The sequence below is a fragment of the Ligilactobacillus hayakitensis DSM 18933 = JCM 14209 genome (genome assembly GCF_000615845.1).
Taxonomy (GTDB): Bacteria; Bacillota; Bacilli; order Lactobacillales; family Lactobacillaceae; genus Ligilactobacillus; species Ligilactobacillus hayakitensis.
Genome location: NZ_BAML01000010.1, coordinates 1 through 12042, shown reverse-complemented (window position 1 = coordinate 12042; position 12042 = coordinate 1). Strand labels below are relative to the sequence as shown.

At 33.4% G+C, this 12042-nt stretch carries 12 protein-coding genes and 1 other annotated feature; all 12 genes read left to right on the top strand.

Annotated features, from left to right (window positions below; genetic code table 11):
• Nucleotides 1-22 precede the first annotated feature (22 nt).
• Complete coding sequence (locus JCM14209_RS04225; RefSeq protein ID WP_025022332.1) at nt 23-463, top strand: MaoC/PaaZ C-terminal domain-containing protein; 441 nt, start codon at nt 23-25, stop codon at nt 461-463.
• 26 nt (nt 464-489) lie between these two features.
• Nucleotides 490-1182, top strand: coding sequence for a Bax inhibitor-1/YccA family protein (locus JCM14209_RS04220; protein WP_025022331.1), 693 nt, complete (start codon nt 490-492; stop codon nt 1180-1182).
• 145 nt (nt 1183-1327) lie between these two features.
• Nucleotides 1328-3994 (top strand): DNA polymerase I, encoded by a 2667-nt coding sequence (gene polA / locus JCM14209_RS04215; RefSeq protein ID WP_025022330.1) that lies wholly within the window; start codon nt 1328-1330, stop codon nt 3992-3994.
• A 12-nt stretch (nt 3995-4006) separates the two neighbouring features.
• Nucleotides 4007-4837 (top strand): DNA-formamidopyrimidine glycosylase, encoded by an 831-nt coding sequence (gene mutM / locus JCM14209_RS04210; RefSeq protein ID WP_025022329.1) that lies wholly within the window; start codon nt 4007-4009, stop codon nt 4835-4837.
• Nucleotides 4816-5424 (top strand): dephospho-CoA kinase, encoded by a 609-nt coding sequence (coaE, locus tag JCM14209_RS10025; protein ID WP_035519920.1) that lies wholly within the window; start codon nt 4816-4818, stop codon nt 5422-5424. Before mutM ends, coaE begins: the two co-directional genes overlap by 22 nt.
• 12 nt (nt 5425-5436) lie before the next feature.
• Nucleotides 5437-5901 carry a transcriptional regulator NrdR gene (gene nrdR, locus JCM14209_RS10020; RefSeq protein ID WP_035519914.1) on the top strand — a complete coding sequence of 155 codons (465 nt, stop codon included), beginning with the start codon at nt 5437-5439 and terminating at the stop codon, nt 5899-5901.
• Between the two features lie 21 nt (nt 5902-5922).
• A complete protein-coding gene (locus JCM14209_RS09025; RefSeq protein ID WP_035519913.1) occupies nt 5923-7260 on the top strand; it encodes a DnaD domain protein in 1338 nt (445 codons plus the stop codon).
• A gap of 15 nt (nt 7261-7275) precedes the next feature.
• Nucleotides 7276-8205 carry a primosomal protein DnaI gene (gene dnaI / locus JCM14209_RS04190; protein WP_025022327.1) on the top strand — a complete coding sequence of 310 codons (930 nt, stop codon included), beginning with the start codon at nt 7276-7278 and terminating at the stop codon, nt 8203-8205.
• A gap of 290 nt (nt 8206-8495) precedes the next feature.
• Nucleotides 8496-10436, top strand: a complete 1941-nt coding sequence (gene thrS, locus JCM14209_RS04185; protein WP_025022326.1) for a threonine--tRNA ligase — start codon at nt 8496-8498, stop codon at nt 10434-10436.
• A gap of 52 nt (nt 10437-10488) precedes the next feature.
• Nucleotides 10489-10622: a sequence feature (ribosomal protein L20 leader region), on the top strand.
• Nucleotides 10623-10665: 43 nt separating this feature from the next.
• Nucleotides 10666-11166 carry a translation initiation factor IF-3 gene (gene infC, locus JCM14209_RS04180; protein WP_025022325.1) on the top strand — a complete coding sequence of 167 codons (501 nt, stop codon included), beginning with the start codon at nt 10666-10668 and terminating at the stop codon, nt 11164-11166.
• 32 nt (nt 11167-11198) lie between these two features.
• Nucleotides 11199-11399: a 50S ribosomal protein L35 gene (rpmI, locus tag JCM14209_RS04175; RefSeq protein WP_025022324.1), complete on the top strand. Its 201-nt coding sequence runs from the start codon at nt 11199-11201 to the stop codon at nt 11397-11399.
• A 76-nt stretch (nt 11400-11475) separates the two neighbouring features.
• A complete protein-coding gene (gene rplT / locus JCM14209_RS04170) occupies nt 11476-11835 on the top strand; it encodes a 50S ribosomal protein L20 (RefSeq protein WP_025022323.1) in 360 nt (119 codons plus the stop codon).
• Nucleotides 11836-12042: the final 207 nt, after the last annotated feature.

Genomic DNA, 12042 nt, shown 5'->3' with positions numbered 1-12042 from the left:
AATAATTTATGGAGGTGTTGTCATGTCTGAAGATGTGCATAGGCGTGGTAAAACAATGAATGAAATTAAAGAAGGGGATTCATTAACAGTTGCTGAAAGTATTAATGATCGTGACTTGTTATTATATTTAGGATTAACTAATGATAACAATCCTTTATATATACAACATGATTATACTAAAGGAACTGAGTATAAAGGACCAATAATTCCACCAATTTTATTAATGGGAATTATTACCAGTTCAATTTCAAAAGTTTTTCCAGGTCCAGGAAGTGATATTGTTAATATCCAGTCTAATTTTGTAAAACCAGTCTATCATGATGAGATGGTGACATTTAGCTTTGAAGTGATCAAAGTTGATCAAATGAAAGAGGTCGTGACGCTTTCTGTAGAGGGCCAAAATAACGAGGATGAACGTGTGTTAGATGCCGTTATTATGGTTAAGCCTCCGAAAATGTTATAATTTTATTATAGAAAGAAGTGTTCACAATGAATAATGAAAATTATATTAATGCAAGTTCGAGATTAAATAGTTTTTTGACTAAAATGTATGGTTTTATGGGCTTAGCAGTACTTGTATCAGCAGTGACATCGTTAATGGCTATTAATAGTCCAATTACGTACACGCTTGCAACAAATCGTCTTGCTTATTTTGGCATGATTATTGCACAATTCTTATTGGTATTTCTTGTACCATCAAGAATTAATAAGTCACCTTTAGTGTCAATTGTGTCACTAATCGTATATGCAATTTTTGAAGGTTTTTTCTTTTCAATCTTATTATTAGCATATGCAGGTTCTGCTGTAGTTATGTCATTTGTAGCAGCGGCAGGGGTATTTATTGTACTAGCGGTAATGGGAACTATTACCAAGCGTGATTTATCAAAAATTGGTAATCAAGCCTTAGCAGCTTTGATTGCTTTGATTGTCGTGTCTGTCATTAATTTATTCTTGCAAAGTACAGTGATTACATTTGCCTTTTCATTTATTGGCGTAATCATTTTTACTGCATTGACAGCCTATGATGCCCAAAAATTTAAAATGATGTTTCTCCAATATGAAACTCAAGTTAATGAAACGAGTTTAGCAGTTTCAGGAGCTTTATCATTATATTTGGATTTTGTTAATCTCTTTATTCAATTACTTCAAATTTTTACAGGATTAAATGGTAATCGTGATTAGTTAGTTTAATGAGACTAAGAATTATATGATTCTTAGTCTCTTTTTATGTTTAAATCTTGCTATATTTGTGTTGAAATAGCAGAGAATTTGGTAAAATATAAGGGAGAACAAGCGAAAGGAAAATCGGGTTAGATTAGGATTGAAAATGAAAGATAAGGAAAAATTACTATTAATTGATGGAAATAGTGTTATGTTCAGAGCGTTTTATGCCTTACATAACGTCTTGGAAAAATTTGTAAATCATGAAGGCTTGCATACAAATGCTGTATACGCTTTTAAAAATATGCTTGAAAATATTTTAAAAGAAGTGCAACCGACACATGTTTTGGTTGCGTTTGATGCGGGAAAGAAAACTTTTAGAACAGAAAAATTTGATGACTATAAAGGTGGAAGAAATAAAACACCAACTGAATTATCAGAACAATTCCCAGCTGTAAAGGAATTTCTAGATGCTTATGGAATAAAATATTATGAGCTAAGTAATTATGAAGCTGATGATATTATTGGAACCCTAGCAAAGCAAGCAGAGAATAATGGATTCGAAGTTACAGTTGTGACTGGAGATCGTGATTTAACTCAATTAGTTACGGATAATATTACTGTTGATGTAACTTTAAAGGGTGTTTCTGAAATTGAACATTATACTCCAAGTCATGTTGAAGAAAAATTTGGACTAACTCCGAGTCAAATTGTCGATATGAAAGCATTAGTAGGAGATTCTTCTGATAATTATCCTGGTGTTACTAAAATTGGCGAAAAAACAGCAATAAAATTATTGACGCAATTTGGATCTGTTGAAGGTATTTATGAAAATCTCGATGAGATGAAAAAAAGTAAGATGAAAGAAAATCTTATTAATGAAAAAGAAATAGCTTTTTTATGTAAAGATTTAGCGCAAATTCGTCAAAATGCACCGCTAGAAATTAGTTTAGCTGATACGTTGTGGGAAAAAGAAAATATCAGTGAGTTAGCAGATTATTATCGCAAGATGGATTTTAAGAAATTTTTAGCTGAATTATTATCAAAAAATGGTGATGAAATCCAGTCTCCAGATTTGAAAACAAAAATCGAAGTAACTGAATTAACTGAAGATTTACTTGCACAATTAGATTTGAATACAGATTGCGTTTATTTCAATTTAGAAATGGATGGCGACAACTATCATACTGCACCATTTATTGGTTTTTCAGTGGAAATCAATTCAAAACTTTATGCAAGTGACAATCTTGAATTACTAAAAAATTCTCAGTTGATAAGATTACTTGAAGATTCGAGTGTTAAGGTAAATGTTTTTGACGGCAAGCGCCAATATGTTGGTTTAAATCGTTTAGGAATTTCATTAACTAATATTGATTTTGACTTGTTATTAGTTTCATATCTTTTAGATAATAGTGAAAATAGTAATGATTTAGGTCTCTTAGCCCAAGAACACGGCTATTTCGATGTAACTGCTGACGAAGAAGTTTACGGCAAAGGTGCTAAACGTCAAATTCCAACAGGAGAAGAGTTGTTTGAACATTTAGGACGCAAAGTTCGAGCAATCAGCATGTTAAAAAATCAATTGTTTGCTAAGTTAAAGGAAAATGAGCAATTAGATTTATATGTCAAAATTGAACGACCTTTATCACTGGTGTTAGCACAAATGGAAATTCAAGGGATTAAAGTTGATGCTAATCGACTTGAGCAAATGCAAAGTGAATTTAAAGAAAGATTATCTGAAATTCAACAAGAAATTTTTAACGAAGCCGGAGAAGACTTTAATTTGAATTCACCTAAGCAATTAGGGGTGATTTTATTTGAAAAATTAAAATTGCCAGTTATCAAGAAAACAAAAACAGGATACTCAACTGCGGTCTCTGTTTTAGAACAACTTAGAGGAATGGCGCCAATAATTGATAATATTCTTGAATATCGTCAATTATCAAAACTCCAATCAACATATATTGAAGGTTTGCTTAAAGTTATTTCAGGTGACCAAAAAGTTCATACTCGATATACCCAAACACTGACAGCTACAGGGAGATTATCGTCGGTAGAACCTAATTTACAAAATATTCCGGTTCGAATTGAAGAAGGAAGAAAGATTCGCCAAGCATTCATTCCAAGTCACAAGGATTGGGAAATTTTTTCTTCAGATTATTCACAGATTGAACTTCGTGTTTTAGCTCATATTTCGGATGATCAAAATATGCAAGAGTCCTTTAATGAAGGGCACGACATTCATGCAAGTACTGCAATGAGAATTTTTAATTTAAATGATCAAAGTGAAGTTACTCCTAATATGCGGCGCCAAGCTAAAGCGGTAAACTTCGGAATTGTGTATGGAATTAGTGATTATGGATTATCACAAAGCATTGGAATTACTAGAAAACAAGCTAAGCAGTTTATTGAAACGTACCTAGATACTTTTTCAGGAGTAAAAGCATACATGCATGATATTGTAAAATTTGCTGAAGAACATGGATATGTGGAAACAATTTCTCATCGTCGGCGTTACTTAGCAGATATTAAGAGTCGCAATTTTAATCAAAGATCATTTGCTCAAAGAACAGCCATGAACTCTCCAATCCAAGGTAGTGCAGCTGATATTATTAAAATTGCAATGATTAAGATGCAAAAAGTGTTGAAGGAAAATAATCTTCAAGCGAAGATGTTATTGCAAGTACATGATGAGCTTATTTTTGAAGCACCTAAGGAAGAAATTCCAGTTTTAGAAAAATTAATTCCAAGCGTAATGGATTCCGCAGTTAGTTTGAATGTGCCACTAAAAGTTGAAAGCAAACACGGGATTACATGGTTTGATACCAAGTAGAGGGGTGATATAATGCCAGAATTACCAGAAGTTGAAACAGTTCGTCGAGGATTAAATGATTTAGTTTTAAATAAGCAAATAAGTAGTGTAGATGTTTATTACGATAAAATGATTATTGGTGATGTACAAAAATTTAAAGATACTTTGGCCGGAAAAGTTATTGAAACGGTTGATAGACGTGGTAAGTATTTACTTCTAAGATTTAGTGGGGATGTTACGGTAATTTCTCATTTAAGAATGGAAGGCAAGTATTATGTAAAATCTAAAGATGAACCGTTAGATAAACATACCCATGTAGTATTTAACTTTGTAGACGGCACTACATTACGCTATAACGACACACGAAAATTTGGACGAATGGAATTAGTGAAAACCGGGATGGAAGTTAATAATTCCGGAATAAAAAAACTAGGTCCAGAACCAACAGTTGATACTTTTAAAGTAGATGATTTTTATCAAGCACTGCAAAAGAAAAAGAAAGTAATTAAAACTGCTTTACTTGATCAAACAATTGTAACGGGGTTGGGAAATATTTATGTTGATGAAGTTTTGTGGATGTCAAAAATTCATCCGCAAACACCAGCAAAAAATTTAAGTTACGATGAAGCAAAGAAGTTACATGATAATATCATTAAAGAACTTAACATGGCGATTGAAGCAGGCGGAACTACAATTCGATCATATACTGATGCATTCAGAAACGAAGGTGGTTTTCAATTTTCATTGAAGGTTTACCAAAAAACCGGGGAGCCTTGCCAACGTTGTCAAACACCAATCGAAAGAATTGTCGTTGGTCAAAGGGGGACTCATTTTTGTCCAAAATGTCAGATACTCAAACCTTAGTTATAGGGCTTACTGGAGGTATAGCAGCTGGAAAGTCTACGTTGCGTAAAGAACTGGAAAAAATAGGTTTTGTAGCGCTTGATGCTGATCAGATTTCCCGAGAAATTGTTAAACCAAGAACTGAAGGATTAAATGCAATCAGACAAATTTTTGGTGAAGGTTATCTAGTAGAAGGAAAATTAAATCGAAAAAAATTAGGAGAATTAGTATTTTCTAATTCCGAGCAGTTAGCTAAGTTAAATTCAATTTTACATCCCTTAATAAAAAAAGAGCTACGCAGACAAATTGAAAACTTGAAGCGTATTGGAAAAACAAAAATATTATTAGAAGTTCCATTGTTATTTGAGACAGGAATCGACGCTTTATGTGATTATACGATTGATTTAGAAGTTGAGCGTAAAACCCAAATAGCTCGGCTTCAACAAAGAAATGGTTACACATATGAGCATGCAGTAGACAGAATTGAGGCACAAGTATCACCAAAATTTAGAAAGAGTAAGGCTGACTTAGTAATTGAAAATGCTGAAAATGTTGAATCGAGCAAACAACTAGTGATAAAATATTTTGAGAAAATAGGAATGATATAGGGGTGAAAAAACATGAGATGTCCACAGTGTCACCAAAATGGTTCAAGAGTTGTTGATAGTAGACCAGCTGATAATGGTCATGCAATTCGTAGACGTCGAGAATGCGAACATTGCGGGTATAGGTTTACAACGTTTGAAAGATTAGAAGCAACACCACTTTTAGTGATTAAAAAAAGTGGTTTACGCGAAAGTTTTAAACGTGAAAAAATCCTTCAAGGAGTCATGCGTGCTGCTGAAAAAAGACCGGTTAGTAGTGATGAAATTACTAAAATCGTCGATAAAGTAGAAAATAAAATTCGCGCTGTCGGTGGAAATGAAGTTTCAAGTCAATTAATTGGCGAATATGTAATGGAAATCCTAGTTGACGTAGATGAAGTGGCGTATATTCGTTATGCAAGTGTATATCGAGAGTTTAAAGATATGAACGCTTTTGCCTCTGAATTAAATGAATTAATGGAAAAAGAAAATAAAAAATAATACGAAATGGGAGAAGAAATAATGGAGCAAGAATTTAATCCACAAGATGGATATATAATAAGTGCCAATCGTCATATTTCTAATGATGATAAAGAAATTATTTCTGTCCTTTATCAACCAATTATCGGGATAATGGCAAGTGGGATATATCAAAATTTAGCAAGTATGGTTAACTATAACGCAATTTTAAGTGATAAAATGCGTTTAAGTAAGTTGATTAATTATTTAGTAATTGATCTGAAAAATTTTACAGATGCAATTCATCGCTTAGAAGCAACGGGGTTAATCAGAACTTTTGTTAATGAAGATGAGAATGGGAAAATTTTTATTTTTGAAATTCATCCTCCAGTTAGTGAAGTTGATTTTTTCAAAGATGACTTATTTTGCGCGTTGCTTTTAGAAAGTGTGGGTAAAGAAAAATTTATAGATTTATCCAAATGGCATAAGTACCCATCTACGATATCTCAAGGGTTTACTGAAATCTCAAAATCGATTCCAGAAGTATTTCATTTAACTGTTCCATCGATTACGATAACTAATGAAGTGAAGCCACAAAGCGAAAGTCAAAATACTAGTAAAGCTCTGATTGAAAAGCAAAATGTTACCCTAGACATAGGGGAAATAAAAAAGTATTTACTTAATTCTTTTGTGAAGTTTGAAGATTTAAAGAAATATATAAATGAATTAAAGACAGCTAAATTAGTTTATGGGTTAGAAGAATATCGTATTGTCAAATTATTGGAAAGATCTGTAGATATTGAAACTAACAAAATTGATATAGAGTTATTTAAAGAAAATTGTAATGAAAGTTTTGATGCAGTATTTAAGAAACAAAATCAGTATCAAAGTACTAACTCTACGACAAATGCAAAAACAAAATTAGATGAAGATCCTTTAATTCAAGCTTTTCAGAGTTATACGCCACTTGAATTTTTGCAAATCTTAAAACAAGAATTAGGTAGCTTTGTAACTGATAACGAAAAAAGAACAATTTATCGGGTAGTTGAAAATGAAAATATGAACCTTCCTTTAGAAGTAGTAAATGCTTTAATTCACTATTATTTAGTCGATAAAGAGTTCTCTAATTTGTCCAAAGGACCATTTGAAGCTACATTAGCGGATTGGCAAAAGCATCAGATAAATTCTGCGCGCCAAGCAATGGAATACACTAAAAAAATAACTTCGCGGCGGGCACAGACTAAAAATTCAAGGAATTATCGCGCACGAAAAATTATTGAAAAAGAAAAACTTCCCGATTGGGCAATTAATAAAGAAAAACAAACAAATCGAGTTACGAATAATAAACAAGCTAAAGCTCAACAAGAAAAAATTTCAGAATTATTGAAAAAAACGAAGTAAAAGAGGTGATTGCTAATGGAAGATTTAGGTAAAAATTTAACTGAACAGATGCTTAAAAATAATTGGGGACAAAGATATAATGCTTTAATCAAAGAAGTTTTAGCAGATAAAGATGTTCAAATGTTTATTCGTAGTCATGATAAGTTGACGAAAGATGATATTTTAAAAAGTTTTAGTAAGCTATATGAATTTGTGAATGTAAAAAGACAAATTGCTGCAGGAAAAGAAGTGTTTATTCCGGGGTATTCACCAAATTTGATTATTAGCGATCATCATATTGAAGTTGAATATATTCCAACTAAGGAGTTATTAGCTAAACAAAAACAACTTGAATTAAATCGCCGTTTTAAAATAATCAGCCTTCCCAAAAATGTTCGTAAAGCCAATTTAGATGATTATTTTACAAATAACGATGATCGTAGGGTGGCATTATTAAAATCCTTAGAATTTATTGAAAAGTATACGGCAAATAAAAACGAATTTTGCAAGGGATTATATTTATGTGGAAGTTTTGGTGTTGGCAAAACTTATCTTTTAGCAGGTGTAGCAAATAGGCTAGCACAAAAGGGAGTGCAAGTAACGTTAATTCACATGCCATCTTTTGCAGTTGAAATGAAAGGCTCTATTAGCAAGAATAGTACACTTCAAAAAATTGATGAAATAAAAAAGGTCCCAGTTTTAATGATGGATGATATTGGTGCTGATCAAATGAGTAGTTGGTTTAGAGACGATATTTTAGGCGTTATTTTACAATATCGTATGCAAGAAGGTTTGCCAACATTTTTTAGCTCGAACTTTACAATGGAACAGCTACAAGAAAATTATTTAACAATAAACTCTAGAGGCGAAGCTGAACCGATGAAAGCCATGAGAATTATGGAAAGAATAGCATTTCTTGCCGATGAGGTTAATTTAGTTGGAGATAATTTAAGAAATTCTAATTAAATTTACAAATAATACTTGAATTTATTTACATTGAGTGATTAAATAATAAGTAAATTAGTGTAAGATAAAAAGTAATTCAAATCAGGGATGAAGGAATTGACTGTGAACCTTCTACGAATTACCTACCACTTACGCAAAAAATGTCTAATGAAAAGTTAGATCGGTTATCGCAACCGTTAACATGCGACTCGAGGAGTTTTTAAAACTTGAATTTGGGTGGAACCACGTTATTAACGTCCCTAGTGTATATAAGTGTACACTAGGGACTTTTTTATTAGGAGGAAAAAAATATGGTTGAAATTAATTTGAAATTTCCCGATGGAAATGTAAAAAGTTTCCAAGAAGGGGTAACAACAAAAGATGTTGCAGAATCAATCAGCATTAGTTTAGCTAAAAAAGCTGTTGCTGGTAAATTAGATGGCGAATTTGTTGGCTTAACTGATCAATTACTACATGATGGAGCAATTGAAATTGTTACAAAAGATTCACAAGAAGGATTAATTGTTTTATGGCATACGGCTGCACAAGTTTTAGCAAGTGCTTTACATGAATTATATCCAGATATGAAATTTGGTTTAGGCGATGTTACAGAACATGGTTTTTATTTAGATACTGATCGTCAAGCAGGTCAAATTGCAGAAGCTGATTTTGAAAAAGTTACTGCAAAAATGCAAGAAATCATTAAGCAAAAAGCTGAAATTAAACGCGTTAAGATGGCCAAAGAAGATGCGTTAAAAGCAGTTGCTGGCGATAAATATCAAGAAGAATTAATTAATGATATGGACCAAGCAGAAGTTGTTTTATATCAACAAGGGGATTTCTATAACGTTTATGAAGGTGTAACGCTTCTATCAGCAGGTGATTTGAAAGTCTTCAAGTTATTATCTGTTGCCGGAGCATACTGGAAGGGTGCTTCAAGTAACCCAATGTTACAACGTATTTATGGTACAGCATTCTTCAAACAAAAGGATTTAGATGCTGAATTAGTACGTCAACAAGAAGCACGTGAACGTGATCACCGTGTAATCGGAAATAATTTAGATTTATTCTTTGTTGATCCTAAAGTTGGAGCAGGCCTACCATATTGGATGCCAAATGGTGCTACAATTCGTCGTGTAATTGAACGTTACATTATTGATAAAGAAGTAGCTTGGGGCTTCCAACATGTTTACACACCGGTTTTAGCTAACCTTGATCTTTACAAAACATCAGGTCACTGGGATCACTATCGCGAAGACATGTTCCCACCAATGGACATGGGTGATGGCGAAATGTTAGAATTACGTCCAATGAACTGCCCATCACACATTCAAATTTACAAGCACCATAAACGTTCATACCGTGATTTACCATTACGTATTGCAGAATTAGGTATGATGCACCGTTATGAAAAATCTGGGGCTTTAACAGGATTATCACGTGTACGTGAAATGACTTTAAACGATGGACATGATTTTGTTTCAACTGAACATATCGAAGATGAAATTAAAACAGTTGTTCAATTAATGACAGAAGTTTACAACGACTTTAACATCACAGATTTCCGTTTCCGTTTAAGTTTACGTGATCCAAAGAATACTGAAAAGTACTTTGATGATGATGAAATGTGGGAAAAATCACAAGCTAAATTAAAAGCAGCTATGGATGACTTAGGCTTGGAATACTTTGAAGCAGAAGGTGAAGCAGCATTCTACGGTCCTAAGATTGATGTTCAAACAAAGACAGCTTTAGGTGGAGAAGAAACTTTATCAACAATTCAATTAGACTTCTTATTACCTGAACGTTTTGATTTAACATACGTTGGTGCTGATGGTGAAGAACATCGTCCAGTTATGGTTCACCGTGGTATCGTTTCAACAATGGAACGTTTCACAGCATACTTAACTGAAATGTATAAAGGTGCATTCCCAACATGGTTAGCACCACATCAAGTTTCAATTATTCCAGTTAAAAATGAACTTCACTTAGATTACGTAAACCAATTACGAAGTGAATTAAGTGCACACGGAATTCGTGTAACAGTTGATGATCGTAACGAAAAGATGGGATACAAGATTCGTCAAGCTCAAGTTAACAAGATTCCATACACATTAGTAATTGGTGATGGCGAAATGAAAGACGGTTTAGTTTCAGTACGTCGTTACGGTCAAGACGAAACAACACAAATGACAAAAGATGAATTCAAGAAGTTAATTTTTGAAGATATTGAAACTTATAGTCGTCAAAATTAATTTAGAATAAGTGTTGACAGAGCTCAAAATAATTGATACTATTTAATAGTTGAGAAAAAAGCAGAGGCATTCCGCTTCTCGCCTTGGAGATCAGAGTTTCCGGGCAGAAATTAAAGAAATTTTTACTAAGATTGAACTTTAATGCGGGCACTCTGAATCTCAGAGTGCCCGTTTTCTGCATTTTCTCTCTGAAATATTTTTGGAGGTGAATATCATAGCAGTTGATAAGATGGTTAACGAAGGTATTCGTGCTCGTGAGTTACGTCTAATCGATGCAGAAGGTGAACAGCTTGGTGTTAGAACTAAGCAAGAAGCTTTGAAACTTGCTGAAGATTCAAATTTGGATCTTGTGCTTGTTGCTCCTAAAGCAAAGCCACCTGTTGCAAAGATTATGGACTACGGTAAGTACCGTTTTGAACTTCAAAAGAAACAACGTGAAGCTCGCAAGAAGCAAAAAGTTGTTAATGTTAAGGAAGTTCGTTTAAGTCCTACAATCGACACAAATGACTTCAATACTAAAATGAAAAATGCTCGTAAGTTCCTTTCTAAAGGAGATAAAGTTAAAGTGTCAATTCGCTTTAAAGGTAGAGCTATTACTCATAAGGATATCGGTCGCGATGTTCTTAATCGCTTTGCAGAAGCAACTGAAGATGTTGCAACTGTTGAATCAAAGGCGAAAATGGATGGTAGAAGTATGTTTTTGATGCTTGCACCAAAAGCTGAAAAATAATTTTTATTAAAATGTAGGAGGATTTTATAGTCATGCCAAAACAAAAAACACACCGCGCATCAGCAAAACGTTTTAAGCGTACAGGAAATGGTGGTTTAAAGCGTTCACACGCTTATACATCACACCGCTTCCACGGTAAGACTAAGAAGCAACGCCGTCAATTAGCAAAGCCTGGTATGGTTTCAGCTTCAGATATGAAACGTATCAAGCAAATGCTTTCACAAATGAAATAATTTAAATTAAGAATTTAATCAGGAGCCTGTTAAGGCTAGAAAATTTATTTTTTCTAATCAATAAGGAGGAATTGTCATGCCACGTGTTAAAGGTGGATCAGTTACACGCCAACGTCGTAAGAAAGTAATTAAGTTAGCAAAGGGTTATCGTGGTGCTAAGCACATCCAATTTAAGGTTGCTAAGCAACAAGTTATGAAGTCATACGCATACGCATTCCGCGACCGTCGTAAGACTAAATCAAACTTCCGTAAATTATGGATTGCTCGTATCAACGCTGCTGCTCGTCAAAACGAAATCAGCTACAGCAAGTTAATGCACGGTTTGAAATTAGCTAACATCGAAGTAAACAGAAAGATGCTTGCTGACTTAGCTGTTAGCGATGCTGCTGCATTTACAGCAATCGTTGAAGAAGCTAAAAAAGCTTTAGCAAAATAATTTTGTTTGGTTCTTTGTCAATTAATACTGATGAAGAAATCTAATTAAATATAGTCCAAAAAGTAATGGTTAAGTTGCTTGTAGAACAAGCTGCTTAGCCGTTATTTTTTTGCTCTTTTTTTCTTTGATGTTTAGTGTAGTAGCTTGACTCGATAATAAAATGCGTAAGCGAAAGTTTTTAAAACTTCTGAACCCAAACGCTACGCG